Origin of the sequence: Corallococcus praedator, from assembly GCF_003612125.1 — a bacterium.
GTDB classification, from domain to species: domain Bacteria; phylum Myxococcota; class Myxococcia; order Myxococcales; family Myxococcaceae; genus Corallococcus; species Corallococcus praedator.
On the sequence record NZ_RAWI01000038.1, the window covers coordinates 1 to 25,625 of the forward strand.

At 70.1% G+C, this 25,625-nt stretch carries 25 protein-coding genes; 12 read left to right on the forward strand and 13 right to left on the reverse strand.

What is annotated here, in order from left to right; translation table 11 throughout:
* The 3 genes from D7Y13_RS07495 to D7Y13_RS07505 all read left to right on the forward strand — a co-directional run.
* Positions 1 to 337: MFS transporter (locus tag D7Y13_RS07495; protein ID WP_158626149.1), on the forward strand; the 337-nt coding region annotated here is incomplete at its 5' end.
* Positions 338 to 434: 97 nt separating this feature from the next.
* Complete coding sequence (locus tag D7Y13_RS07500; RefSeq protein ID WP_120583420.1) at positions 435 to 1,724, forward strand: AHH domain-containing protein; 1,290 nt, start codon at positions 435 to 437, stop codon at positions 1,722 to 1,724.
* Between the two features lie 4 nt (positions 1,725 to 1,728).
* Positions 1,729 to 2,301 (forward strand): imm11 family protein, encoded by a 573-nt coding sequence (locus tag D7Y13_RS07505; protein ID WP_120583421.1) that lies wholly within the window; start codon positions 1,729 to 1,731, stop codon positions 2,299 to 2,301.
* A gap of 37 nt (positions 2,302 to 2,338) precedes the next feature.
* On the opposite strand, the gene D7Y13_RS07510 is transcribed toward D7Y13_RS07505, so the two are convergent.
* The 3 genes from D7Y13_RS07510 to D7Y13_RS07520 form a co-directional block, all read right to left on the reverse strand.
* Positions 2,339 to 2,983: a glutathione S-transferase family protein gene (locus D7Y13_RS07510; protein WP_120583422.1), complete on the reverse strand. Its 645-nt coding sequence runs from the start codon at positions 2,981 to 2,983 to the stop codon at positions 2,339 to 2,341.
* Positions 2,984 to 3,148: 165 nt separating this feature from the next.
* Positions 3,149 to 3,640 carry a serine/threonine protein kinase gene (locus D7Y13_RS07515; RefSeq protein WP_120583423.1) on the reverse strand — a complete coding sequence of 164 codons (492 nt, stop codon included), beginning with the start codon at positions 3,638 to 3,640 and terminating at the stop codon, positions 3,149 to 3,151.
* 11 nt (positions 3,641 to 3,651) lie between these two features.
* Positions 3,652 to 4,446 carry a DUF2381 family protein gene (locus D7Y13_RS07520; RefSeq protein ID WP_371813241.1) on the reverse strand — a complete coding sequence of 265 codons (795 nt, stop codon included), beginning with the start codon at positions 4,444 to 4,446 and terminating at the stop codon, positions 3,652 to 3,654.
* 246 nt (positions 4,447 to 4,692) lie between these two features.
* On the opposite strand from D7Y13_RS07520, the gene D7Y13_RS07525 reads away from it, so the two are divergent.
* The 4 genes from D7Y13_RS07525 to D7Y13_RS07540 all read left to right on the forward strand — a co-directional run bounded on the left by D7Y13_RS07525 (position 4,693) and on the right by D7Y13_RS07540 (position 9,212).
* Positions 4,693 to 5,949 carry a DmpA family aminopeptidase gene (locus tag D7Y13_RS07525; RefSeq protein ID WP_120583424.1) on the forward strand — a complete coding sequence of 419 codons (1,257 nt, stop codon included), beginning with the start codon at positions 4,693 to 4,695 and terminating at the stop codon, positions 5,947 to 5,949.
* 124 nt (positions 5,950 to 6,073) lie between these two features.
* Positions 6,074 to 7,264: a GNAT family N-acetyltransferase gene (locus D7Y13_RS07530; RefSeq protein WP_120583425.1), complete on the forward strand. Its 1,191-nt coding sequence runs from the start codon at positions 6,074 to 6,076 to the stop codon at positions 7,262 to 7,264.
* A 75-nt stretch (positions 7,265 to 7,339) separates the two neighbouring features.
* Complete coding sequence (locus tag D7Y13_RS07535; protein WP_120583426.1) at positions 7,340 to 8,314, forward strand: NAD-dependent epimerase/dehydratase family protein; 975 nt, start codon at positions 7,340 to 7,342, stop codon at positions 8,312 to 8,314.
* A gap of 37 nt (positions 8,315 to 8,351) precedes the next feature.
* Entirely contained in the window at positions 8,352 to 9,212 is an 861-nt protein-coding gene (locus D7Y13_RS07540; RefSeq protein WP_120583427.1) for a WGR domain-containing protein, read from the forward strand.
* Between the two features lie 13 nt (positions 9,213 to 9,225).
* On the opposite strand, the gene D7Y13_RS07545 is transcribed toward D7Y13_RS07540, so the two are convergent.
* Entirely contained in the window at positions 9,226 to 10,044 is an 819-nt protein-coding gene (locus D7Y13_RS07545; RefSeq protein ID WP_233595506.1) for a hypothetical protein, read from the reverse strand.
* Between the two features lie 178 nt (positions 10,045 to 10,222).
* Between D7Y13_RS07545 and D7Y13_RS07550 the strand changes: the two genes are divergently transcribed.
* Complete coding sequence (locus D7Y13_RS07550) at positions 10,223 to 11,419, forward strand: substrate-binding domain-containing protein (RefSeq protein WP_120532670.1); 1,197 nt, start codon at positions 10,223 to 10,225, stop codon at positions 11,417 to 11,419.
* A gap of 45 nt (positions 11,420 to 11,464) precedes the next feature.
* Here D7Y13_RS07550 and D7Y13_RS07555 read toward each other — a convergent pair whose 3' ends face one another.
* The gene (locus D7Y13_RS07555) at positions 11,465 to 13,054 is read right to left on the reverse strand and encodes an amidohydrolase family protein (protein ID WP_120532669.1); all 1,590 of its coding nucleotides are present in this window, start codon (positions 13,052 to 13,054) and stop codon (positions 11,465 to 11,467) included.
* A gap of 256 nt (positions 13,055 to 13,310) precedes the next feature.
* Between D7Y13_RS07555 and D7Y13_RS07560 the strand changes: the two genes are divergently transcribed.
* On the forward strand, positions 13,311 to 13,949 hold the full coding sequence (locus D7Y13_RS07560) for an Isoquinoline 1-oxidoreductase subunit (protein WP_120583438.1): 639 nt from the start codon (positions 13,311 to 13,313) through the stop codon (positions 13,947 to 13,949).
* Here D7Y13_RS07560 and D7Y13_RS07565 read toward each other — a convergent pair.
* The 6 genes from D7Y13_RS07565 to D7Y13_RS07590 form a co-directional block, all read right to left on the reverse strand.
* Complete coding sequence (locus D7Y13_RS07565) at positions 13,931 to 16,147, reverse strand: xanthine dehydrogenase family protein molybdopterin-binding subunit (protein WP_120583428.1); 2,217 nt, start codon at positions 16,145 to 16,147, stop codon at positions 13,931 to 13,933. The genes D7Y13_RS07560 and D7Y13_RS07565 overlap by 19 nt on opposite strands.
* Positions 16,144 to 16,620 carry a (2Fe-2S)-binding protein gene (locus tag D7Y13_RS07570; protein WP_120532667.1) on the reverse strand — a complete coding sequence of 159 codons (477 nt, stop codon included), beginning with the start codon at positions 16,618 to 16,620 and terminating at the stop codon, positions 16,144 to 16,146. The genes D7Y13_RS07565 and D7Y13_RS07570 overlap by 4 nt, the downstream gene beginning before the upstream one ends.
* A 102-nt stretch (positions 16,621 to 16,722) precedes the next feature.
* Positions 16,723 to 16,995, reverse strand: coding sequence for a FruA-associating protein, FapA (locus D7Y13_RS07575; protein ID WP_233602044.1), 273 nt, complete (start codon positions 16,993 to 16,995; stop codon positions 16,723 to 16,725).
* Between the two features lie 138 nt (positions 16,996 to 17,133).
* On the reverse strand, positions 17,134 to 18,018 hold the full coding sequence (locus D7Y13_RS07580) for an aldo/keto reductase (RefSeq protein ID WP_120583429.1): 885 nt from the start codon (positions 18,016 to 18,018) through the stop codon (positions 17,134 to 17,136).
* On the reverse strand, positions 18,015 to 18,824 hold the full coding sequence (locus tag D7Y13_RS07585) for a M14 family metallopeptidase (protein WP_120532664.1): 810 nt from the start codon (positions 18,822 to 18,824) through the stop codon (positions 18,015 to 18,017). The genes D7Y13_RS07580 and D7Y13_RS07585 overlap by 4 nt, the downstream gene beginning before the upstream one ends.
* A gap of 128 nt (positions 18,825 to 18,952) precedes the next feature.
* Positions 18,953 to 19,405, reverse strand: a complete 453-nt coding sequence (locus D7Y13_RS07590; RefSeq protein WP_120583430.1) for a Spy/CpxP family protein refolding chaperone — start codon at positions 19,403 to 19,405, stop codon at positions 18,953 to 18,955.
* A gap of 159 nt (positions 19,406 to 19,564) precedes the next feature.
* Here D7Y13_RS07590 and D7Y13_RS07595 point away from each other — a divergent pair, with 159 nt between their 5' ends.
* Positions 19,565 to 20,500, forward strand: a complete 936-nt coding sequence (locus D7Y13_RS07595) for a CPBP family intramembrane glutamic endopeptidase (protein ID WP_158620354.1) — start codon at positions 19,565 to 19,567, stop codon at positions 20,498 to 20,500.
* Here the strand turns inward: D7Y13_RS07595 and D7Y13_RS07600 are convergent.
* Complete coding sequence (locus D7Y13_RS07600; RefSeq protein WP_120583432.1) at positions 20,442 to 21,434, reverse strand: AraC family transcriptional regulator; 993 nt, start codon at positions 21,432 to 21,434, stop codon at positions 20,442 to 20,444. The two genes, D7Y13_RS07595 and D7Y13_RS07600, sit on opposite strands and share 59 nt — an antisense overlap.
* Positions 21,435 to 21,468: 34 nt before the next feature.
* On the opposite strand from D7Y13_RS07600, the gene D7Y13_RS07605 reads away from it, so the two are divergent.
* Together D7Y13_RS07605 and D7Y13_RS07610 are read left to right on the forward strand one after the other, a co-directional pair.
* Positions 21,469 to 22,563, forward strand: coding sequence for an alkene reductase (locus D7Y13_RS07605; RefSeq protein WP_120583439.1), 1,095 nt, complete (start codon positions 21,469 to 21,471; stop codon positions 22,561 to 22,563).
* Positions 22,564 to 22,581: 18 nt separating this feature from the next.
* On the forward strand, positions 22,582 to 23,445 hold the full coding sequence (locus D7Y13_RS07610; RefSeq protein WP_120583433.1) for a pirin family protein: 864 nt from the start codon (positions 22,582 to 22,584) through the stop codon (positions 23,443 to 23,445).
* Between the two features lie 5 nt (positions 23,446 to 23,450).
* Here the strand turns inward: D7Y13_RS07610 and D7Y13_RS07615 are convergent, their stop codons facing one another.
* Complete coding sequence (locus D7Y13_RS07615; RefSeq protein ID WP_120583434.1) at positions 23,451 to 25,565, reverse strand: sulfatase family protein; 2,115 nt, start codon at positions 25,563 to 25,565, stop codon at positions 23,451 to 23,453.
* Between the last annotated feature and the right edge of the window lie 60 nt (positions 25,566 to 25,625).

Here is a 25,625-nt window from a genome sequence, read left to right on the forward strand (position 1 = left end):
GCTGCTGGGGATGGGGCTCGGGTTGCTTGCCTTCACGGGGCACCCGTGGGGACTGGCATTGGCGCTGACGCTCATGCCGCTGGGGACCGCGTTCACGTTTCCGTGCGTGACGGCCCTGCTCTCCCGGCACGCGGCGGACACCGAGCGGGGGCGGGTGCTGGGCGTGCAGCATGCGTGGGGCGGAGTGTCGCGGGCCCTTGCGCCGCTGGGGGCGGGCTGGGCCTTCGAACACCTGACGCCTGGAGCGCCGTTCTGGTTGGGCGCGGTGCTGGCCCTGACGCCGCTATTGCTGGGGCCGGCCGCAGAGCCCGTCCGCGTGGAGCCTCGCGGGCAATGAATGCCATGCCGGGGTGAGGGGCCTTGGTGCATGGGAGCGGGGATGGTAGGGGGCTCGTCGCTCCTGCGTGGTGGGAGCCTGGACCCATGGGGCGCTCATGAAGGTGTGGCGTATCGCTGCGCTGTTGCTGCTGATGACCGGGTGCGCGACGGCGCGGGTGGTGAACCTCGACACCGGGCAGGGCAAGCCGATTGTCTACACGCCTGTCGAGACCGCGCCGGTCAAGATTGATGAAGAGGCCTTCAAGGACGCGGTCACACGGCTCATCCTGGACATGAAACTGGAGGTCGCGCTCCCGGAGGCTGCACAGGAGGGGCGCTCCCTGCTGGCCTCCACGGGAGGGATTGTCGAGGGCGCGCGGGGCCGCCCGGTGGCTGGGTCGGATGAGAGGATTTGCCAGCGGCAGGGCGACCCGGGCAGATGTCTGGGCCTGCTGCCGGGGGGCTTCGCCCTGGGGCCGATGGAGCGGCGGATGATGGCGCTCTCCTTCGCGCTCGATACGGTGTGGGAGGGGGTGGAGGAGGCACTCGAGGACCTGCTGAACCCCGCCGCGCTGCGGGTGATGGTCACGTCGATGATTGGCAGTGCGTTGGTGATGTTGGTCGCGCCCGAGCCCATCACGAAGGCCATCGCGCTCGCGTTGACGGCTTCCCTCATCGCGTACCTGGGCACCGGGCCGGTGTGGAACCTGGGGCAGGGCTTCCTTCAACTCATGGATGAATCACAGGCTGCGCGGGACCTTTCCGCGTTGAAGAGTGCGGGACACCGGTTCGGAAGGGTGCTCGGGGACAATGGAGCCCGGGTCTTGGTGCTTGTCGCGATGACCGCGCTGGGCGGCAAGCAGGCGATGGCCGCGCAGGGACCGAGGCTGCCGGGCTTCGCACAGGCGAGCCTGCGGGCGCGGATGGAGGGTGGGTTCCAGTTATCGAGCGTGTTGGCGGGGGAGGTGCACTCCCTCTCCCTGTCGTCGGCGGGAGTGCTCAACGTCGCGCTCGCACCGACCGCGGTCGCGGCCGTCGCGATGGGGCCCGGAAGCGAGATGCAAGGGGACCCTGAGGGTGACATCCACCACATCTGCACGGACAAGAACGAGGTGTCCGATGCGTCGGGTGGACCTTGGACGCCGATCTTCGAACCCTACTTCGAGCAGGCCGGACTGAGCTTGAGTGACACGGCGAATCTGGTGCGGATCCAGGGCCATCGAGGTCCTCATCCGGCCGAGTATCATCAGGCGGTGCTCACGCGTATCAATGATGCCATGGCGGGATGCCGGGGGGCCGCACAGTGTCGGGCCGCCTTGGTTGATGTGCTCGCGGAGATTGCGCGAGACCTCACGACAGCGGGCACCCGGCTGCGTAAGCTCATTACAAAGAATCCCGGAGCTTGACGCGATGGAACGACATTTCTTTGACCTGAACATCGACGTCTACGTTCCCGGGCGCTGGTATTTCAAGACGCCAACCACGCCTGACGGTCAGCCACTGGAGGACCCCTGGGTCTTTACGAACGGGGAGTCCATTGCTCCGCCGGGGAGGCTGCGCATCCCGCTTTCTCGTGCCGGCAATCCCCTGGATTTCACTTCGGCTGGGGTGGGGCTCACTCCCATTCTCAGTGCGCGAGTCGCTGCGGTGTTTCAGGAAATGGCCCTTCGTGACGTCCAACTCTTCCCCGTGGAGGTCGAGGGGCAGACCGAGTCTTACTTCCTACTGGTCGTGGCGCGCACAGTTCGTTGCCTTGACGAGGTGAGAAGTGAGGAGGTCCGACTCTGGATGCCAGAGCATGGTCGCCCTGAGAAGGTTGGGCAGTACCGGACTGTTTCCGGGTTGCGCATCGATACATCGAAGGTTTCCGACGAGCGCGTGTTCCGGTTGTGGGGATTGCACTCAGCGCTCATCGTTGATGGGGAACTCAAAACCGCACTGGAGCGGCTTGGAATGGTGGGCGGGCGTTTCGTCGAGGTCTGAATAGGCGTCCCCGCCTGACGGACGCGCTCCTTCCGGCTCAGGCCCCGTGCGACTCGAAGGGCTTCATCTGGGCCGCCAGGGCCCGCTGGAACGCAGGACGCGCCTCACAGCGCTCCTTGTAGGCCTTCAGCGTAGGCTCGCTGTCCAGCAGGTCGGTGTGACGGAGGATGCGGAGCACCGTCGTCATCAGCAGGTCGCCCGCGGTGAAGCGCCCTTCCAGGTACTCACGGTCACCCAGCCACACGGCGAGTTCCTTCAACCGACGCCGGACCGCCTTCTCCACGTCCGGACGGTGGAGCTTCGCCCACTCCTTGTCGGGGGCGAAGAGGTCGATTTCCGCGAGCTGCTGGACGCGGATTTCAATTGAGTTGAGCGCCGCGAACATCCAGGTGATAGCACGCGCCCTGCCTGCCTCATCCCTGGGAAGGAGGACGTCGCTCCGGGACGCGATGTGGAACACGATTGCTCCTGATTCGAAGAGGGCAAGGCCCTCTTCCTCGAACACCGGGACCTGACCAAAGGGCTGGAGTTCGCGGTAGTCGGCGGAGGCCTGTACCTCCGGGTCGATCAGCCGTGCCTCGTAGGGCATCCCAGCCTCCTCGAGTGCCCACCGGACCCGGAGGTCGCGCACCACTCCCTGTGCGAACGGCGGCACCCACTTGAAAGCGCTGATGCGGATCATGTCGCGGTTTCTCCCTGAGCCATGAGCGGCTGTGGAGGGCGACTCTCGCCACGCGACCAGGGATGCTCAACATCATCCGTGGAGCTTCACGGGATGCTGAACACGGCGCGTGGGCTTCACAGCATGGCTGACGCAGCGTGTGAAGAGCCGTGGTCCTGGCGCGCGCTATCGGAAGGAGTCGACGACGTAGGCTGCGGCGGTGGAACCCTCCAGGATGGCGGTTCCAGGCTTCGACTCGGGCAGCTTGCGCATCTGGTCCCGGCTGAGGCGGGCCACCGCGCAGAGGGGGATCTTCTCGCTGTCGGGCGGGTGTGCTTCGTAGTACCGGATGACCACTTGCGGTCCACCCGTCCAGACCTGCCCGTACAAGCGAGTGGTCGCTTCGAGCGTCCCGAAGTCGTCCTTGAGGATGCTCTCCACCGGCCCGTCGTAGAGCGTGACCCGCTTCGCATCAAGCTGGTTCGCGTCGAGGTCCACCCAGGAGGCATCCCCGACATGCAGCTTGAGGTAGCGCATCGCCTTCCGGGCTTCCTCCGAGCATTCCTGCGGACCCGGCGTGCCATCCGCGCGCAGTGCCACTCCGGTCGTCGCAGGACAGCCGGAGGCCGTAGCGAGGATCGCGATGGCGCCGAACAGGAGGGTTTCGCGGAGGAGCATGACCCTCACTTCTACTTCCGAATGAGGGTGTGATCCATCGTCACAGCCACTTGGAGAAGGCCGTCATCGCGGAAGATCTGGAGGGCGAGATCCGTGAGCTGTCCCTCGGTCGTTTCAAAGGCGCTCTTGTCCGCCACGACCGCGATGGTTCCTGTCTGGCCCGGCACGATGGTCGCGCGATTCATGCGCAGGGCAAAAGGACGCGACGTCGCGTGGGTGAAGTCACGGGTCAGAGAGGCGCCGTCGAATTTCCAGGGACCGCCGTAGTAGGTGTTCTTCAAGGTGATTACGGCGGCCGCCTTGCCAGGGCCTGAGAAGACTTCGACCGAGATGTCCATGTCTTCGCGGGCCAGTCGCAAGAACCGCGTCTTGCGAAACGGCGTCTTCCTCCACTCGCCGTTGGTGAGCAGCGTCGCGTAGGCGTGGTCGGCGGAGTTCTCCTCTTTCTTGAGCCGCTCGTTCTCATCGCCCAGCTTGCGCTCCCGCTTGAGCGAGTCGTACAGCGACGACAGGACCGCGTCGTAGCTCTCCGTGTCCCGGAACACGTTCACCTGCTGGTCCGTCCAACCCCAATCCTCAAGGACGGGTCGCTTCACCAGGAACGCGAACTCGGTCCCGTCCACGAGCGTCACCCGCAGCGGCACGGCCTCCCCCTCGTCCAGGTCCCGAAGCGGTTCGAGCACCACCTTCCTTCCGCCCACGAGCGGCGCCTCGAAGCGTCCCTCCCAGCCCAGCAGACGCGTCTTCGCGGGATCGACGTCCTGTTCGAAGCGGAGGGCCGTCAGCACCTGTCCGGCGACGTACACGCTGTGCGCTTCCTGTCCCGGGTGCTCCGAAATCTTGAGGGTCCGGACCGCGCGACCTTGCCGTCCCGGGCCATGGCCACGGACGCCATCAGGAGGAGCAGCAGGCCGCACCGGGCGGAGAATGGGTTGCGCATCATCCGGGCAACCTACCAGGGCGGTTCCAGAAGCAGCAATCCCGTGTGTTTGATTGGCTGTCGCGCGGGTGCACGGCTGTCCGAGAAGGAAGGTGGTGTAGATCCATGGCCCATGAACCCCGCCCGCTCCGTCCTTTCCCCAGGCCTGCTCTGCCTCCTGCTGTGGATGCCCTTCGAGGCCCCGGCGCAGACCCCCCGGCCCCGTGCGCGGGCCAGTGATCTGGGCATTCCCTTTGGCGGAACACCGGGAGCGCTCAATGCCATCACGGATGTGAAGGGCGTGGAGGTGGGCCACACGACGCTCAACTCCGGCGCGGCCACGCCCGGCTCTCCACAGGTCCGGACCGGCGTCACCGCCGTGCTTCCCCGCGGCCGGGACGCGGTGGCGCAGCCGGTCTTCGCGGCGACCTACGCCTTGAACGGCAGCGGCGAAATGACCGGCACGCACTGGGTGAAGGAGTCGGGGCTGCTCTCCGGCCTCGTGATGATCACCAACACGCACGCCGTGGGCGCCGTGCATGAAGGCGTGATTGCCTGGTCCCAGAAGCGCAACCTGACCTGGGAGCTCGGGCTGCCCGTGGTGGCGGAGACCTGGGACGGCCTGCTGAACGACATCGACGGCTTCCACGTCCGGCCCGAACACGCGATGCAGGCCCTGGACGCCGCGCGACCGGGCCCCGTGCCCGAGGGCTCCGTCGGCGGCGGGACGGGGATGATCTGCCATGGCTTCAAGGGCGGCATCGGCACGTCGTCCCGCAGGCTCACGGTGGAGCAGGGCGGCTACACCGTCGGCATCCTGGTGCAATGCAACTACGGCAGCCGGCGGCTCTTCTCCGTCGCCGGAGTGCCCGTGGGCGAGGACCTCACAGACCTGCGCGCCTGCTACACGGGGCCCGAAGCGCCCAAAGGGCCCTTCTTCTCCCAGATGAAGCCCTGCTCGCAGCGCGCGAGCCTCAAGCCCACGCATCCGGAAGGAATGGGCTCCATCATCGTGGTGGTCGCCACCGACGCGCCGCTCCTGCCGCACCAGTTGGAGCGCGTGGTCCGGCGGGTGCCGCTCGCACTGGGCAAGATGGGCGGTCTGGGGGAGAACTTCTCCGGCGACATCTTCCTCGCGTTCTCCACCCAGCCCGTGCCGACCGCCAGCGTCGCCAGCGTCGGCATGCTCGACAACGAACGCATCACCCCGCTCTTCGAGGCCACCGTGCAGGCCACCCAGGAGGCCATCCTGAACGCGATGCTCGCCTCCGACACGATGACCGGGAACCAGGGCGCCCGGGTGTATGGCCTGCCGCACGAGCGACTCGTGAAGTCCCTGCGCAACGCCGGACGGCTGCCCCCGGCCCCGAAACCGAAGCAGGGCGGATGACAATGGCGCGGCGCGGACTTCCTCGCCTCCAGCCGCTGCGCCATGCTGCTTCGCGAGCGACCTTCGCCACGTCCCCGATGCGGGGGCGTCCGCTGGGGGCGCGTGCGCTGGAAGGGGATGCGGGATGGAGTTGACGGGAGAGTACGGACCTCCGCGGGACGAGCAGGAACTGGCCGCGGTGGTGGACATCACCACGCAGGCTTTCGCCATGGTCGCCGCGGACGCCGAGGGTGTGGTGCGCAAGAACCACGCGGCGCAGTTGCTGCGCCTGCTGCGTCACGACGGACAGGTCGCGGCGACGCTCACCCTCATCCGCATGGCCCAGTTCCTGGGCGGCCGCTCGGTGCCCATGATTGGCGTGGGGGGCGTGGGCGTCGCGCCCGAGCACCGGGGCGCCGGGGCCGCCACGCGCCTCTTCCATCACTTCCTGCGCGAGATGCGCGATGAAGGGGCGCCGCTGTCGGTGCTCTATCCCGCCACGCAGCCGCTCTACCGGCGCGTGGGCTACGAACAGTCCGGCGCGCGGTATGAAATCCACGTCGATGCCTCCGCGCTGGAGCTGGGGGAGCGCTCGCTGACGCTGCGGCCCATGCGGCCCTCGGACGAGGCGGCGGTGGACGCGTGCTACCGGCGCTTCGCCTCCCAGCGCCACGGCTGGTTGGACCGGGGTGACTACATCTGGCGGCGCGTGCGCACGCCGCGCCAGGACACGGCGCACGGCTTCGTCGTGGAGGGCGCCTCCGGCCTGGAGGGCTTCGTCTACCTCGTCCGGAGCCTCGCGCCGCAGGGGGCCGTGCCCAAGCAGGTGCTGAAGCTCAACGACCTGGTGGCCACCACGCCCGCCGCCGCGCGCCGGCTCTTGCGCTTCCTGGGCGACCACCGCTCGCTGGCGCAGGACGTGGTGTGGTTCGGCGGCGCGGACGAGCCGCTCCTCGCGCTGCTGCGGGAACAGACGTACCAGCTGAAGCTGTCCATGCACTGGATGACGCGGCTTTTGAACGTGCCCCAGGCGCTGGAGGCTCGCGGCTGGCCCCCGGGCCTGTCCGGCGCGCTGCACCTGGACGTGGCGGACGACGTCCTCCCGGACAACCAGGGGCGCTTCGTGCTGGAGGTGGAAGGCGGCGCCGCGCGCGTGCGCAAGGGCGGAGACGGGCGGATGCGGCTGCACGTGCGCGCCCTGGCCCCGCTCTACACCGGCTTCCTCACGCCCCGGGCATTGCAGCTCGCCGGGATGCTGGAGGCGGACGAGGCGTCGCTCCAGGTGGCCGGCGCGCTGTTCTCCGGGCCCGCGCCGTCCATGCGCGACATGTTCTGACGGCGGCCAGGACGCGGCTACCCGTGGCCGGCCGGGAGTGGTAGGAGCGGCGCTGTCTGGCTGGGAGGTTGTCACGTGCGCGCGTTCGTCACCGGTGGCTCGGGATTCGTCGGGAAGCACCTGCTCGCGGCGCTCGCGAAGCGCGGGGAGCCGGCGCGCGCGCTGGCCCGTTCGCCCGCGTCCGTGGCCGCGGTGCAGGCCGCTGGCGGCGAGCCGTGGGAAGGCGACCTGAGCGACCCGGAGCGCCTGCGCCTGGGCATGGAGGGCTGCGACACCGTCTTCCATTCGGCCGCGCACGTGAAGATGTCCGGCCCGCGCGCGGAGTTCTACGACGTCAACGTGCGGGGCACGGAGGCCGTGCTGGAGGCGGCGCGCGCGGCGGGCGTGAAGCGCCTGGTGCACGTGAGCACGGAGGCCGTGCTGGTGGACGGCGGCCCCATGGTCCGCCTCAACGAAACCCACAAGCTGCCCCAGCGCCCCGTGGGCCCGTACCCGTCCACCAAGGGCGAGGCCGAACGGCGGGTGCTCAGCGTCAACTCGCCGGACTTCACCACCGTCGCGGTGCGGCCCCGGCTCGTCTGGGGACCGGGGGACACCACGGTGCTGCCGGCGCTGGTGGCCGCGGTGAAGGCAGGGCGCTTCCGCTGGATTGGCGGCGGGCGCTACCTGACGTCCACCTGCCACGTGGCCAACGCCGTGGAGGGCCTGCTGCTGGCCGCGGAGAAGGGCCGGGGGGGCCAGGCGTACTTCGTCACCGACGGACCCCCGGTGGAGTTCCGCGCCTTCGTCACCGCGCTCCTCAAGACGCAGGGCGTGGACCCTGGCGACAAGTCCCTGCCCACCGCGCTCGCGGCGATGGTGGCGGTGACGAGCGACCTGGTGTGGGACGTGCTGGGCCTCAAGAGCACCCCGCCGCTGTCGCGCACGGAGCTGTTGCTGGCGGGCCAGGAGGTGACGGTGAGCGACGAGAAGGCCCGTCAGGAACTGGGCTACACGGGCAGCGTGTCGCGCGAGGAAGGCCTGCGTTCACTGGCGGCGCAAGCTGGCTGAAGCGCTCGGCCCTCCAGGTGAGGTAGCCTCCCGGACCATGCGCAGGTTCGAGTTCGTCGACGGCAACAGCTCCAAGTTCTGGATGCCCGAGGTGCAGGGCGCCACCTTCATCGTCACCTACGGCCGCATCGGCACCGCCGGGCAGCGCAAGGAGAAGGCCTTCCCGGATGAGGAAGCCGCCCTGCGCGAGTACACCAAGAAGGTCGCGGAGAAGGTGCGCGAGGGCTACGCCGAGGTGGGCGCGGGTGAGGCTCCCGCCGCGCCGCCCCCGAAGGCCGCCGTCGCCGCCGCGCCCCCGAAGCTGGTGTTGCCCCGCCGCGTCGCGCCCGCCACGCCCGGCCCTGAGTTGGTGTCCGCCGCGGGCGCCGCGCTGGCCTCGCTCCAGGCGCGCCTCAAGGGCCCCAGCTGGAAGGTGACGCGGCTGGCGCGCAAGGCCCGGCACGCGCTGCGGGCCCTGGGCGGCGTGGACCCGGCGGCGCACCCCGCGCTGGCCGCGCCCTTCGCGGCGCTGATGGCGCACGTGGTGGGGCCCAAGGCGGAAGGCCGGCTGCCGGTGCGCCACGCGCTGGGGCTGCTGTCCGCGGTGGACGTGGCCGCCTTCCAGCGGGCGACGGAGATGTGGAAGGCCGCGCCCGCGGGCTCGGTGCCGACGGGCGTGGCGGCGGCGCGGACGCTGGGCGACCCGGAGCTGGCGCTGCGCGTGACGGCGCTCCTCGCCGAGCGCCCGGACCTGCGCGACGGCTCCGAGGACGCGTGGACGAAGCGCTGGAGCGTCCTCAAGCCTCACGTGGAGGCCCACCTGGGCGGCGCGGGCAGCTCGCTCTCCGCCTTCATCGGCGGGGTGGACGCGGGCGGCGACGCGCACCTGTCGAAGCGGCTCGCCCGGCTGGGTGCGTGACGGGACGCGCGGCTCAGTGCGCCCCTTCGGTGGCGCTCGCGGACTCCGGCGCTGCGGGAGCCGGGACGGAGGTGGGCTCGCGGTCCATCTCCTCGGTGGGATAGCCGCGCGCCGCCTCCAGGTACTTCCTCGGCTGGACCTTCCGGCGATCCGCCTTGGAGAGGCCCTGCGGGCTCAGCAGCGTGGGCTCTGCCTCACCCGTCTTGTCCACGACGTGCCCGTCGCAGAAGAGCCACTCGGTGTGCCCGTCCGGCGACTGCCGCGCGAAGTAGAGGTCCGGCTGGCCCACCTGCGGAGCCTTCGAGCACCACGTCCCGCGCGCCTTCTCCTCGCGCGCCGGGGCCTCCTCCCGCCACTTCTCCTGGAACTCGCGCAGCGCCGCCGCGGCCTGGACCTGGGGGCCCAGCGCCAGGCGCTCCCGTGCCTCCTTCACCCGCTCCGCGCCCAGCTTCGCCAGGTCCGGGAACGCGCCCGTGCGCCGGAAGTCGCAGGACTGCAGGGCCTTGAGGTTGCCTTCGTGCACCTTCAGCACCGGGGGCAGCGTGCGCAGCCCCTCTTCCAGCAGCGCCAGGTGCTGGGGCTGGTCCGGCGACTTCGGATCCTGCGCGTGCTCCGTCTCCCGGACGAAGCGCCCCAGCAGGCCGTTGACCGCCGTCAGCTCGTCGGAGAACCAGCGCGGCTCCGAGTCACAGGGGCTCGCCTTCGACCCCGTGTAATCCCGATACTCCGCGCGCGACATGCCCAGGGCATAGTGCTGGATGGGAGGAGCCTGCTTCGCCGCGCATCCACCCAGCACCGCCCCCAGTCCCAGGAGCGCGATTCGCCGACCCATTGCCATCATCGGTCCAGTCTGCCATCCGCTTTGAGGCCAAACAAACTTCCAGGAGGGCATCCGGAGGCTTCCTCTTCTGGGGGGCATCCGGCCAGGGGGGAGAGGACGTGAGTGACATGGTTGTGACAACGCGGACGCCGGGGATGCAGGCGCTGCGACCCGGGGTACGAGGCGGGACATGAAGCCCCGGGTCCTCCTCCTCATTGGCGTGCTGGCCGCGGCGTTCGGGGTGTTCTACCTGCTGGCGGCCCCGGACGCGTCGCGCGCGGTGTCCCCGGGCGCGGAGCCGGAAGCCGTGCGCCCGCCGTCGCGCCGCAAGGTGACGGACATCACCTTCCTCTACAGCACGGAGAAGCGCGAGTGGGTGGAGGCGGCGCTCGCGGAGTTCCAGCCCACGCACCCGCACGTGCGGGTGACGCTGGTGGGGCGGGGCTCCCTGGACGCGGCCCAGGCCATCCTGGAAGGCCGCGAGCAGCCCACGGTGTGGAGCCCCGCGGACAGCGCCGTGCTGCGCATGCTCGCGGCGGACTGGGCGACGGACACCTCGCACGGGCCGCTGTTCGCGACGCAGGGTGAGGCCGCGCCGCAGCCGCTGGTGATTACGCCCCTGGTCTTCGTGGGCTGGCAGGACCGGATGGAGGTGCTGCGCAAGGCGGGCGGAGGCGGGGGCCTGTCTTGGAAGACGCTCCAGCGCGCGGTGGCGAGCGACCAGGGCTGGCCCTCGGTGGGGGGCCCCGCGGAGTGGGGCTTCGTGAAGCTGGGCCACACCGACCCGACGAAGTCCAACTCCGGCCTGCAAGCGCTGCTGTCCGCGACGCTGGAGTACCTGGGGCGCCGCGCGGGCGTGAAGCAGCAGGATTTGCTGTCGCCGGGCTATCAGGAATGGCTCAAGCACCTGGAGCGGGGCGTGACGCGCTTCGAGCCCTCCACCGGCATCTTCATGACGGACCTGGTGCGCTTCGGCCCGTCCCGCTACGACCTGGCGCTGGTGTACGAGAGCCTGGTCATCTCGCAGCTGGGTCACGCGCAGGGACGGTGGGGAACGCTCCAGGTGGACTACCCGCCGGTGACGCTGTGGAGCGACCATCCGGCGGCGGTGCTCCAGGCGGACTGGGTGACGCCCGAGCAGCGCGAGGCGGCGCTGGAGTGGGTGGGCTTCCTGCGCAGCAAGCCGGTGCAGGCGCGGGCCCTGGCGTTCGGCTTCCGGCCGGCGGATCCGTCGGTGCCGCTGAAGACGCAGGACGCGGACAACCCCTTCACGCGGCTTGCGGCCCACGGCATCCGGGTGGACGTGCCGCCCGCGGCGGAGGTGCCGGACGTGGCCGTGCTGCGCACCCTGCTGGACCTGTGGTCGCGCATCGGCGTGGGGCGTTGAACTGCGGCCTTCGCGCCCCCGTGAAGGAGGCGCGAAGGCGATGACTCACGGGGCGATGGAGCGCTCGAAGACGGCGAGCTGCGCTTCCAGCTTCCACTGCAGGGACGCCCGCTTGTTGGCGGCGAGGAAGCCCTCGCAGGACGCGGACAGGGTGGCCTCCTCCGGCTTGTCGGAGGCGCAGGCGGTCGCGGCGGTGGTGAAGTCATCGCGGCGGACCCAGAGGCTGTCGCCCTCCGCGAAGGCATGCTCCAGGCTGGCGCGCGCCATCTTCTTGAGCGTCTTGTAGTCGAGCCCCTGGGCGGTGGCGGCGGCGACATACTCCTGGGTGATGTCTCCGCGCAGGATGCCCGAGTCGTCCGTCGCCAGGGCCACCGGCACGTTGTTCTTCAGGTACGCGGCCAGCGGGTGCGCGTCTCCGGACATGCCCAGCAGGACGCGGTTGGACGTCAGGCAGATCTCCACCATCACGCCCGCGGCGCTCATGTCGCGCAGCAGGTCCTCGGCGCCGTCGCCGGCCGTCTCGCTCAGCACGTCCGCGCCGTGGCCGATGCGCTCCGCGTGGGCCTTCTCCACGGCCTCGCGGATGTGGAAGTTCATGTGCTGCTGGTCCTGCGCGCCGAGCACCGACGGGATGAGCTCCCCGGCGTGCAGCGACACGTGCACCAGCTTGCGGCCGACCTCCTGGTCGTTGAAGTCGTCGAGCGTGCCCAGGGCGAACATCTCATCCTGGTAGAACGCGAGCGAGTTGGCGTTCTCCTCCGGGGACACCAGGTTCACGCCGACGATTTCGGGCACCTTCTGGGCCAGCTCATAGGCATACACCCACTGGCCGAAGACGTTCGTCCGGTCCGCGGTGCGGTTGGCGGAGACGAGCAGGCGCACGTCCACGTCGCAGCCGGGGTCCTTCTGGGCCGTGTCACAGCCGAGCAGCGTGCGGGCCCCCTTCAGCGTGTTCGCGATGCTGGTGGCCTGCGCCGTCAGGGCGTTCTGGAAGTCCGGCAGTGCGATGAGCTGCTGCCGCTTCGCCAGCAGGGTCGCCTTGTCCCAGGTGTCCGTGGACGTGAACAGCGGCGTCGCGAGGCTGCCACCCCGGCCCGCGCCAAAGCCTTGCATCAGCTCCACGTAGACCTGATGGTGCTTGCCCGCGCGTGACAGGATGTCCGCGTAGCTGTCGTCATTGCGCGAATCGAGCTGCACGGCGCCGTACTTGCCGAAGGCATCGAAGAAGTGCTGGTGCGCGGTCAGCAGGGGACCCGGGTGGTCCTCCATGGACCAGGCGCTCATCACTGCGTCATAGAGGGCGCGGTCGCTCTCCGTGGTGGACAGGGGGACGGCGCCCACCGCGCAGGGGTTGCTGGCCACGTAGGTCGTCGTGTTCACGCACGCGCCGTCCTCCGCGCCCCAGGCAATCAGCTTCTCGGTGGTGATGGCGCCGGACGTGTGGCTGTGCAGGTCGCCGCCCTTGGGCATGGAGAACAGGAAGGTCCCCAGCGCCGTGGAGTCGCTTCGCAGCGACTCCATGTGCTCGTTGACCCGCTCCTCTCGCGTCTTCTCCACCGGCGGGATGGGATCTTCTTCATTGCAGGCACTCAAACCGAGCGCGGCGACGATGGCGAAGGAGGAGAACTTGATCATGGCGGTGGGGCAGTCCTTGTGGAGAGAGGGGGCGCTCCGTACAGGCTGCCCAGGAGAACGAGAAGGACTTTTCTCGTCTATCCAGGTTTACGAGAATGTGTATGAGAATGACTTCAAGAGGGACCCAGGGCAGAGGTCTCCTGGTGCGGCCTCCGACCCGGGGATGAAGGGGGCGGCGGAAGGTGGACATTTGGAAGCGGGGAGGGCGCTGGCGAGGATGGCCGGCCAGCCTTGGCCCGTGTCACGCTCGACGGGCATGCGATGCCACCGGTTCGTCCTCCTGCTGTCGTGTGGAGTCGTCGCGCTCGCGGGCTGCCGCGGTTCGACGCGGGCTCCTGAAGCCCCCGTATCCCCGGAGGCGCTCCGCCCCGTGGCGTCCTTCTCGAACATCGAGAACAAGCAGGCGCGCTCGGTGGCGCTCTTCCTCGAAGCGGGTCGGGTGATGGCCCATCCGCGCTGCACCAACTGCCACCCGGCGGACGGACGGCCCCGGCAGGGGATGGAGCAGCACGCCCATGTCCCGGCGGTGGTGGGCGGAACGGACGGCCACGGTCCGCCCGGGCTGCCCTGCACGTCCTGTCATCAGGCGACGAACACGCCCACGGTGGGGGCCACCGTGGCCAGCATCCCTGGCAATCCGAAGTGGGCCCTGGCGCCCGTGGAGATGGCGTGGGTGGGGCGCTCGTTGGGCGCCATCTGCGAACAGCTCAAGGACCCAAAGCGCAACGGGGGCAAGGACCTGGCGGCCCTCCAGCACCACATGGCGAAGGATGAACTCGTGGGCTGGGGCTGGAACCCGGGCCCGGGACGGCAGCCGGTGCCCGGCACGCAGGCCGCGTTCGGTGAGCTCTTCCAGGCGTGGGTGGACTCCGGCGCCTACTGCCCGGCGCCCTGAGCCCGTCGCAGCGCTGACAGTCGCTCCGCCGTCAGCGGCAGGTCGCGCACGCGCAGCCCCGTCGCATCGAACACGGCGTTGGCGAGCGCCGCGGGTGTGGGGCCCTGACTCGCCTCGCCCGCGCCCAGGAATGGCTCCTCCGGACGGTCGATGAGCTGCACGTCCACCGGCGGCGCCTCGGAGAACGTGAGGAGGGGATAACCCTCCCAGTCGCGTGACAGGATGCGCCGGGTGTCGTGGCGGACGGCCTCCTTCAGGCTCCAGCTCAATGACTGGAGCAGGCCCCCTTCCAGTTGGTTGGCCAGTCCATCCGGGTTGACGACCTCACCCGCGTCGGCGGCGATGACGGCGCGCACCACGCGAGGGGCGTGCGTCGCCGGATCCACGAAGACCTCCAGGCACACGGCGCAGTACGTCGCCAGGTTCTTGTACCGGGCGAAGGCCAGGCCCCGGCCGTGGTGCGGCCTGCGCTCGAAGCGACTCCAGCCGAACCGCTCCGTCGCGCGGGCGATGACCGCCTTCGCCCGTTCATCCTGGAGCTGACGCAAACGGTACTCCGCCGGATCCACGCCCGCCGCGTGCGCCAGCTCATCCATGAAGGACTCGATGGAGAAGACGTTCGCGTAGGCGCCCAGGCCGCGCATCGATGACACCCGCAGGGGCATCGCCCTCACGAAGTGTGTCTTCACCTGCTGCCCGGGAAAGGCATACAGGGGGATGGCATTGCGGTCGGCGGAGTAGTTCGGCGGCCCGCCATTTCGCGGTACTGGCTGCCTGAAGGGCTTCGCCAGCGAACGGCCCGCGAGCAGGTTGCCGGGCTCGCCGCTGGGGCGGGTGCCATGCGACGTGGACCACAGCGCGTAATCCCAGTCGAGCACGTCCCCATTCCCATCCACGCCCGCGCTCACCTTCGTCACCATCGCGGCGCCATACGGCTCGTGGGTGTGTTCATCCTCGCGGGACCACTGCACGCGCACGGCGCGGCCGGGCAGGGCGCGGGCGAGCAGCGCCGCATCGGCCGCCACGTCGTCCGCGCCGTTGTGGCCATAGCAGCCGGAGCCCTCCACGTGCCTGCCGTGCACCTGGGTTTTGGGAAGCCCCAGCAGCTTCGTGATGGCTTCGGAGGTCTCAAAGACACTCTGACTGTGGGTGTCCACCGTCATCGTGGCGCCGTCCCACGCCGCCACGGCGCAGGAAGGGCCAATGGACGCATGCATCTGGTACGGCCGGCGGTAGGTCGCCTCCAGCGTGCGCGTGGGGGCGACGTCGGTGGGACGCTCGATGTGTTGGATGACCGTGTCCTGCGTGGGCTGTGACAGCAACCACGCATGCGGATCCACGGGCAGGGGCTGTCCGTCCTTCCACCGTGCGGCGAGGGCCAGGGTGGCGGCGGCCTTCACCGCCTGCCATTCCCGCGTGGCGATGACGCCCAGGAAGTCGCCGTCCCGCACCACCTTCAGCACGCCGGGCATCGCGGACACCTTCGCCGTGTCCACCTCCACCAGGGATGCGCCCGGCGTGGGCGCGCGCACGATACGCCCGTGCACCAGCATGTCGGGACGCAGGTCCTGGACGAAGCGCGCCTCGCCCGCCACCTTCGAAGGCAGGTCCACCCGGGGCAGGGGCTTGCCTGCGTGTCGTCGCTGGGAGGCGGGCTTGGGCGCGACGGTGCCGGTGGCCTCGCGGTTCAGGGCCTTCCCGCCGACGAGCGCCCAGTACGTGACCGCGCCACCACCCGTGTCCTTCACGGTGCCGTCCTGGACGCGCAGCCGCTTCGCCGGGACGCGCAGTCGCTCGGCGGCCAGGGACACGAGCAACGCGCGCACCTCCGCCGAAGCCTGACGCACGGCCGCGCCGGCGTTGGGAATGGACATGCTGCCGGCGGTGACGCCCTCGGGGGGGCAGACGCGGGTGTCCCCGGAGAGGATGCGCAGTCGGGCTGGTTCGACGTCCAGCTCGTCCGCGCACAATTGCCCCAGCGCGGTGAGGATGCCCTGGCCCAGCTCCACCTTGCCCGTCATCAACGTGACGACGCCGTCCGCGCCGATGCGCAACCACGCATCGAGCCCGGGCGTGCGCGCCAGGTCTCCTGGCAACCGTGGCTTCGGCGTCTGCGCGAGGAGCGCGGGCCCCGCAAGCGAGAAGGCCAGCACCAGCGAGCCCTTCAACACCGAGCGCCGGGAGACGGGCGCGTTCATTCCGCCAGCTCCGCCGCCGCGCGCTGCACGGCGCGCACGATGCGGTTGTGCGAACCACACCGGCACAGGTTCGCATCCAGCGCGGTCCGGATGTCCGCCTCCGTGGGCGAGCGCTTCTGCCGGAGCAGTCCCGCCGCGGACATGATCATCCCCGGGATGCAGTACGCGCACTGCCCGGCCTGCTCGGCCAGGAAGGCCCGCTGGAGCGCATGCAGCGTTCCATCCGGGGCGCGCAGGCCCTCCAGCGTGGTGAGCGCCCGTCCCTGGAGGGACACCGCCGGCACGAGGCACGAGCGCACTGGCGCCCCGTCACGCAGCACGGTGCAGGCACCACACTGGCCCACGCCGCAGCCGTACTTCGCTCCGTTGAGGCGCAGGTGGTCGCGGAGCACGTAGAGGAGGGGAATGTCCTCCTCCCCCTCACCTGGCTCGATGACGTGGGGCGCTCCGTTGACGTTCAGCGTGAAGGCCATCGGCCGGGCTCCTCCCAGGGGAGGCGCGGAAACTATCAAGCCAGCGGCGCCCGGCGGGCCCTGCTCCAGGAGGGAACGTCCACCTCCCGTCAGCGGGGCGACCTACTGGGGACGCATCAGGAAGTCCGCAACGCGCAGGGCCCAGGCCTCGGCGGAGTCCAGCTCCGAGCGGGCTTCGGCGTAGCGGTCCAACGACGCGTCCGAACCATCCCGCGAGAAGACGGCCTCGTTGAACTCCTTCTGCGCGTTGCCCAGCCACTGGCTGGCCCGCATGCGCAGCCAATGCGCCACCTGCGGAGTGTGCTCCACCTGGTGGAGGTCCAGCTCCGAAGGGTGAATCTCCGCCGACTCTCCCTGCTTCTCAAACTCTGGCATCTCGTTCATGTCCGGATGGTCGGCATGGACCCAAGAGCAGGCACCCGGCCCGCCTGGACGAGACCGGTGTTGAAAGCACATCACTTGGAGGGGGGAGGGCTCACGCCGCTTGACGGAAGGGGAGTCCTTCAGGGCTGCTCAGATAACGCCGTCCCAACCGTGATCATTCCGACGGAAGGCGTCCCGGATGGCGTGGACGAGGGGCTCGGGCAGCTCTCCCGCGTCCAGGGTCCGTGCGTTGGCGCGCAGGTTCTCCAACTGCGTGGTGCCCACGATGCAGGTCGCGACCCCGGGCGCGTACGCGGTGAAGCGCAGCGCCATTTCCGGCCACGACAGCCCGTCTGTCCTCAGGTCCATGCGCCGCATCCGGTCCCAGTACTCGCCGACGTCGTGCGAGGACGGACGGTCGTCCGCGAAGCGCCACGGGGCATTGGCCAGGGGCCGCTTGGCGATGACGCCCACGCCGCGCGACACGGCCTTCGCCACGCCATGGTCGAGCGAGCGCTGGTCGAAGAGGTTCACGGACGTCTGCACCACCGCGAACACGCCCGTCTCCAGCGCGGCGTCCAGCCCGGCGTTGTCGCCCGAGTACGCGGCGGCGCGCACCTTGCCCGCCTGCACCGCGCGGGTGAGGGCCTCCAGCAGGCCGGGGCGGTGCAGCACGTCCGGGGGACACGAGTGGAAGTGCAGCACGTCCAGCACGTCGGTGCGCAGGCGCTGGAGGGCCAGGTCCACGCCGCGCGTGATGCACTCGGGCGTCCAGTCCTCCACGCCGGGCACGCCGTAGCCACACTTGGTGGACAGCACGAACTCCCGGCGCCGCGAGGCGAGGTGCCGGCCGATCCGCTCCTCGGACACGCCGTAGCTGGGAGCGGTGTCGATGAGGGTGATGCCCGCGTCCAGCACGCCGTGCAGCAGCGCGCCCGCGTCGGAGTCACTGAGCGCTTCGCTGCCCACGGGGCCCGCGCCGAAGCCGAGCGCGGACACGGTGAGGCCACTGTTTCCAAGGGGGCGCTGAATCATCGCTGGGGGCCTTCGCCACGCGCGGCCAGGTCGATGAAGCCGCGGATCCAGGTGAGGTTCACGGTGTCGCACGTCGTCATCGGCGTGGGCGTGGTGGTCTCCAGCGCGGCGGTGTACGGCACGCCCTGGCGCATGTACCAGTCGGTGACGCTGCCATCGTGGAAGACGACGAAGCCGTTCTCGTCGGCGTAGCTGTTGTCATCCACCTTGCGGCTGCGCACCACGGTGGCGTGCGGGGCGCAGGCCTCCATCAGCGGACGGTAGGCGGCCTTGTCCCCGAAGATGTACGCGTACGTGGCGACGCCGCCCAGGTAGTTGTCCTGGTGGATGTCGAGCGCGGCGTCGGGAGGTGGGAAGCGTGCCAGGTCGGCGCGAACCGCGCGCGTCTCCTTGGGGCCGCCGTCGTACAGGGCCCAGCGCAGGATGGGCGGGTCGCCGATGAGCTCACCGCGCCACTCGCCGGGAGCGATCTCGTAGCGCATGAAGTCGTTGTTGGGACGCTCGCCGCTGCGGTTGTAGCGCGTGCCGTCCTCGAAGCCGGAGGGGTTGATGCACGGGTAGACGCGCAGCCCCACACCCTTCGACTTCGCGTAGGCGACGACGTCGGGCAGATGCTGGGCGAGCGTCAGGGGGCCCGCGGGCTCCTCGCCGTGGAAGCCGGAGGTGATGACGAGCCAGCGTTCGCCGGGGACGATGAGGCGGAAGAGCGGGTAGTCGCGCCCGCCTTCATGCACCTGTCCGTATTCGGTGAGTTCGCCCAGGGAGGCGTGGGCACGGATGCGTCGAGCGTATTCGGTGTAATCCACCGTCCGACCATATCCGCGCGAACACGCCCTGCCCACGCTGGAACACGGTGTTCCGAAGAATCTGTCTTCCCGAGCGCAACCCGAGCGGCCCGTCCCGGGAAGAGGACAGGCCGCTCTTGGGGACGAAGCTACTTCTGTCCGGTGCGCTCGCGGTACTCGCTGGCCAGCTCCTGACGCTGGGCCGGGGTGAGGGTGCGGTGCATCTCCAGCACGGCGTCCGTCGCCTTGTGGGCGAAGGCGCGGAAGGCGTCGATGCGCGAGTCCACCAGCGCGTGCAGCTTCGCGGCGTCGGGCGTCGGCGATTCGAGCTGGGCGAGGGCTTCCGTGCGGACGGCCTGCTGTCCCTCCATGAGCTGCTGGCCCTCCGCGAGCAGGCGGTCCTTCACGGCGTGGATGGACGAGCGCTGCGCCTCGGTGGCGTCCAGGTCATCCAGCTTGTCGTCCAGCTTCCACGTCACCATCTGCTTGATGCGCTCCGGGTCCGGCGAGCCGTGATGACCACCGCGGCCGCCGAAGCCGAAGCCGGTGAGCAGGGTGACGGCGACAACGGCGGTACCGGCGATGATGAGCTTCTTCTTCATGGCGTTCTGTCTCCAGGCGTGGGGTTTGTTTCCGCTTCCTGACTGGAGCCAATATGCGAGCCGACCATTGCGTGGGTTTGAGCGGGGCGTGAAGAAGTGTGTAGGGAGCGCGCCGCCAGGTTCGACTTCGGAATGGCGTGGGCACTAACGTCGCGTGACATGGATTCCCAGTCCGAACCTTCCGCCGTCCAGGACACCCTGCCTGCGCCCGTCACCGCGAAGCCGCCGCGCGTGTGGACGGTGTTCCTCGCGTTCGTGCTCATGTTGGTGGCGCTCCTCGTCGGGGGCGCCCTCTTCGCCGGCATCGCGATGGCCATGGAGATGGCCCGGACCGGCGTGAAGTCCCCGGACGCCGCGGCCCTCGCGGCCATGATGGAGCAGCTCAAGCTGTTGCCGTGGCTGCACGTGGCGGGCGTGATGCTGTCGAGCCTGACGGGGCTCGGCGTCGCGCTGCTGGGCGGGCGGCTGTCCCCGCGTCCACTGCGGGAGCGGCTGCGGCTGGAGCCGGGAGCCTCCCTGCCTGTCTGGGCGTGGGGGGCCGCGGTGGTGGGCTGCTTCGCGCTGGGGCAGGCCATGGAGAGCCTGACCGTGCTCACGGGCGTCTGGGATTGGACGTCGTCGCTGAAGGGCTTGCAGGTCACCAGTCAGGCGTCGCTGGGGACCTTCGCGCTGCTGATGTTCTTCGGCACGCTGGTCGCGGGCACGGGGGAGGAGCTGTTCTTCCGGGGCTATGTGCAGACGCGGCTGGTGGAGCGCTGGGGCCCGAAGGCCGGCATCGTGGGGGCCGCGACGCTCTTCGGCGTCATGCACGTGGATCCCATCCACAGCCCCGTGGCGCTGGGGCTGGGCGTCTACCTGGGCTGGCTCGCGGAGCGCACCGGCAGCGTGCGCCTGTCCGTGGTCGTCCACATCCTCAACAACGCGACGTCCTTCCTCCTGACCCGCTTCGCGTCGTCCGCCACCGAGCTGTCGACCTCCATGCATGTGGCGCTGCTGGTCGTCTGCACCCTGCTGACGGTGGGCGCCGTGGCGGTGCTCAGGCCCGGCGGTGGTCGCGCCGGTACGCGCCTGGAGCACTCCCACCCCAGCGTTTGAAGGCCCGGTTGAACGAGGTCTCGCTCTGGTAGCCGCTGGCCGTCGCGACGTCGCTCAGCGGCAGCGTGCTCTCCCGCAGGAGCTGCGCGGCCTTCGTCATCCGCCACCGCGCCAGGTACTCCAGGGGCGGCTCTCCCACGAGCGCGTTGAAGCGCGCGGCGAAGCCGGACCGTGACAAGGCGACGGCCGTCGCGAGGCGCTCGACGGTCCAGGGCTCGGTGGGCCTTTCGTGGATGAGCGAGAGGGCCTTGGCAATCGGGGGATCCGCGAGCGCGCGCAGTCCGTGCTCCTGACACTGGTTTCCCGCGATGTGCGCACGGATGGCCTGCACCAGCAGGATGTCCGCGAGCCGGCTCATCACGACGGTCGCGCCAGGGCTGGACGAGGCGCTCTCCGCGATGAGCAACTGCACGGTCGACGCGAGCGAGGGCGTGGTCGCGGTGTCGTCCGCGGCGATGTGGATGAGGCGCGGAAGTGCATCGAACAACCGGGTGCTGGGCGAGACTTCGTGCCGGAAGGAGCTCGCGACCAGGGCCGTCCGGGCTCCGTCGCCCCCCACCCGGACCGAACCGATGCCCCGGGCTCGCTGGCACTCGCCCTGCCCGATGATGTGGATGGGGCTGCCTTCCGCATCGCGAAGCGTGTGCGCTCCACCATGTGGGAGCAGGGCCACGTCACCGGCCGACAGGGAGACCCCCTTCTCACCGCCCTCGACCTCCAGGAGCGCACCGCCTCGCGCGACGAGGACGATGTGCGCGCCAGGGCTCGAGGGGAACTGGATGCCCCAGGGCGCATGCAGCTCGAAGCGGCCATGCATGACGGTGGACAGCCGCATGGAGTCCAGCACGTCCGCCAGCACGTCCGCGAGCGCCTCCGGGAACTGCGCGTCCGGATACGCTGGACGATCGGCTAATTCTTTTGGACTGGATGCCATGGCACGTCCATAGCGGCCCCTGCATTTTGTGGCCATGGCAAACACCTCGAAGCTCTTCTCCTCCTTCCGGTTGGGCCGTCTCGAACTGAAGAACCGGATGGTGATGGCGCCCATGACGCGAAGCCGGGCGCAGGGCGACGGCAACGTGCCCAACCCCCTGGCGGCGACCTATTACGCGCAGCGCGCCTCCGCGGGACTCATCATCAGCGAGGGGACCCAGGTCAGCCCCCAGGGCGTGGGGTACATCCGCACGCCCGGCATCCACTCACCCGAGCAGGTGGTGGGCTGGCGGGCGGTGACGGAGGCCGTCCATGCGGCGGGCGGGCGCATCTACGCCCAGTTGTGGCACGTCGGGCGCGTGTCGCATCCGGACTTCCATGACGGCCGGTTGCCGGTGGCGCCCTCCGCCATCGGGCATGACGGAGAGGTCTTCACGTTCAAGGGCCGCACGCGCACGGTGACGCCGCGAGCGCTCGAACTCGAGGAGATTCCCGGCGTCGTCGAGCAGTTCCGGCACGCCGCGGGCAACGCCCTGGAGGCGGGCTTCGACGGGGTCGAGCTGCATGGCAGCAACGGCTACCTGTTGGATCAGTTCCTGCGGGATGGCTCCAACCAGCGCACCGATGCCTACGGCGGCAGCATCGAGAACCGGGCGCGCTTCCCGCTGGAGGTGGTCCGCGCGGTTGCGGGCGTCTGGGGCGCGGAGCGGGTGGGCTACCGGATCCTTCCGCAGTCGTTCGCCCCGGTGGGCATGAACGACTCCAACCCCGTCGAGACGTTCACCTACCTGGCGCGTGAGTTCGACCGCCTGGGGCTTGGCTATCTGCACGTGTCCGAGGCGGTGTCTGGCCACATGGCGCCGGCACCGACCCCGGAGCAGCGCATCACGCCGCTGCTGCGCAAGGCCTATCAGGGCGCCCTCATCGTCAACGGCGGCTACGACGCACGGACCGGTGAGGCGGCGCTCGCCCGGGGAGAAGCGGACCTCGTCTCCTACGGCGTGCCGTTCCTCTCCAATCCCGACCTGCCGGAGCGCTACCGGCACGAATCGCCGCTCAACCCTCCGGACAACGCCACCTTCTTCAGTGGCGAGGAGAAGGGCTACACGGACTACCCGGCGCTGCACTGAGGCAGGAGGCGGAACGTCATGACGAACCCGAAACAATCACAGACAGTGGAGCGCCGCCTGGGGCGGGTCATCGACCTGCCCGCGCCGATGCCGGGGCAGTTCGGGCCCGCGCACACGGTGGTGCCAGTCATCTCACCGGAGGACTACGCCCTGTCGGATCCGTTCATCCTTTTGATGGACGACCGGATCAACGGCAAGCCCATCGGCGGGCCGCACCCGCACGCCGGCTTCGAAACGGTGACCCTCGTGGAGAAGGGCGGGATGGCCCACGACAGCGGGCGCCTGGGCGAGCGCGACGCGCAGTGGATGACGGCCGGCAGTGGGGTCATCCACGGCGAAGGGCTGGACTCCGCGGGCGAGGGGCGGATCCTCCAACTGTGGCTGACATTGCCAAAAGCACAGCGCTGGGTCCCCGCCAGCTACCAGGACCTTCCCTACGCGGAGCTTCCGGTCCGGCGCGAGTCCGGGGTGGAGGTCCGGCTGTACAGCGGCAGCTCGGGAGCGGTGCGGTCGCAGACGAAGAACTACGTGCCCGTCACCCTCGCGGAGTTCCAACTGGAGCCGGGCGCGAGCATCGAGCAGGACCTGCCCGCTTCGTACAACGGCTTCCTCTACGTCATGGAGGGAGAAGTCGCGGTGGGCCCGGAGGGCAGGGCGCTGCGGCCCGGACAGGTGGGCTGGTTGGACCGTGCGAAGGGCGGAGGGGACAGCTCGCTTCGCATCACCGGCACCACCCGGGCGCGAGCGCTGCTGTACGCCGGGCAGCCTCAGGGAGACCCGTTGGTCAGCCATGGCCCGTTCATCGGAGACACCCAGGCTGACATCCTGCGAGTGATGGGCGAATACCGCTCCGGTCGCTACTCGGCCCCGCCCCGGAGATAGCCCGCTCAGTGGACCCCCGGGCTCTGTGCGTCCTCGGTTGGATCCGCGGATGCATCCGGCCGCTCCGCCGCCAGCTTCGCGCGCATGGCGGTCACTACATTGGGGAAGTCCCCCGCCACGTCGAGCTTCTCCGCGGGGTCCCCCACCACGTCGAAGAGCTGCACCTTCACCCCCTCCGGCGTGGGCAGCTCCAGGAGCTTCCACCGTCCCAGGTACAGCCCCCGGTGCCGCGCGCGGAGCACGGTGCCTTCCCATTCAGGCTTGAGTGCAATCTGCCCCGTGTCCGGCTCCACCGTGGCCGTCTCGTAGATCCACGGGTAGGGGATGCGCACGGTCTGGTACGGCTGCCCGTCGCGGTCGCTGAACCACAGGTCCGTCTCGATGAGCGCGGGCACATCCGGCAGCGGCCGGGGCTCCGGTCCGGGTTGGACCAGCGACGCGAGCGAGCGGCCCCGGAATGACTCCGGCGCGTCCACGCCCAGCAGCTCCAACAGCGTGGGCGCCACGTCCAGCGAGCGCGCCCGCTGCGTCACCGCGCGCCCCGCCGCCACTCTTCCGGGCAGCCGCACCACGAAGGGGATGCGCAGGGCCGCGCGGCCCCACAGGTGGTCGCCGTGGCCCTGTCCCAGGCCCTCGTCCTCCAGGTGCTCGCCGTGGTCCGACAGCAGCACCACCAGCGTGTCGTCCCACCGCCCGCGCCGCTCCAGGTCCTTGCGCAGGCTCCCCACGAGTCCATCGAACGTGAGCACCCCCGCGTCGTAGTTCGCGCCCAGCGCCGCCACGTCCTCGGGCGTGGGCGCGGGCGCGTCCGGATCCACCTCCATCCGGGGCGTCGAACCGAAGCGCCACGGTCCCCGGTAGCCCCGCTCCACGAACCGGCCCTCCTGCGGCCACGGCGCGGCGTAGGGGAAGTGCGTGGACGACGCGAAGACCACCAGCGCGAACGGCGCGTCCTCCGGCAGGTCCTCCAGCACGTGGTGCACCCGAGCGCGCAAGGGGGCGGGGTCGGTCAGCTCCGGGAACTGGCCCCGCTCCGGAAACAGCCCCGGCGCCAGCGCCGTCCATGGCAGCAGCGCCACGTTGGTGATCAACATCCGCTGACGGATGAGGTCCGGGAAGCGGAAGTCCGGCGCGGACACCTGCTGGAAGCCGTACTCGAAGCGGGAGAAGTGGTCCCCCGCGTAGTCCGCCACCACCGCCGTGCGGTAGCCCTGCGCCGCCAGCACCGTGGCCAGCGTGGTGAACTTCGCCTCGCGCGCTTCGCGGCCCACCAGCGTATGCGTCACCGGGTGCTCGCCCGCCCACTGTGACGTCAGCAGCGTCGTCCACGACGGCGCGGTGCGCGGCACCTGCACCACCGTGTCGTCGAAGCGCGTGCCCTCGTCCATCAACCGGTCGATGTTCGGCGACGTGGCCCGCGAGTACCCGCTGCCCGACAGGTGGTCGGGCCTGAGCCCATCCGACGCGAGGATGAGCAGGTTCGGCCGCACCGGCGCCGCGCCCTCCACGTCGCGCCCTGCCCGCGTCAGCCCCAGGCCGGTGAAGCCCGCCACCACGACCGCCGCCGCCGTCCCGCCCATCACCCCGCGCCAGCGCGGCGTCGCGACCAGCGCTCGCGCCACCAGCGCCAACACGCTCAACACCGGCAGCACCAGCGCCGCCATGTACCAGCCCGACGGCTGCGTCCCGCTCACGCCCCGCAGCAGCGCGGCTGTCACCTCCGAGCGCGCATACAACGTCGCCGCGTACACGTGCGGATGCCGCGCCATGTCCCCCAGCACCAGCATCCCCTCCACCACCAGGCACCCCAGGCCGCTGCCCCAGAACACCGCGCGCCGGCTCCGCTGCGCGGCCCACAGGCCGGCACCCAAAAGCGCCCCCAGCACCAGGCCCACCGTGCAGTACGCCGCGAGCAACCGGGCCACCTGCCACAGCACCACGTCGCGCCACTCGGTCCACACCCAGTCGGTGACGATGCGGCTCTCGTTCCCTTGGTAACCCAGTTGCATGTTCAACAGGGCACACAGTGTGTAGAGCACCAGGAAGACGAGCAGGCCTGCCCGGCAGCCCAGCAGGAGGGCACGGGCGAGCGTCGGTGGACGGGCGGTGGTGGCGGGCATCCTGGGGCAGCGTGGGCACGAATCCCACGCCCGGCACCCCTGGCAGGGTGGGACGAGGGT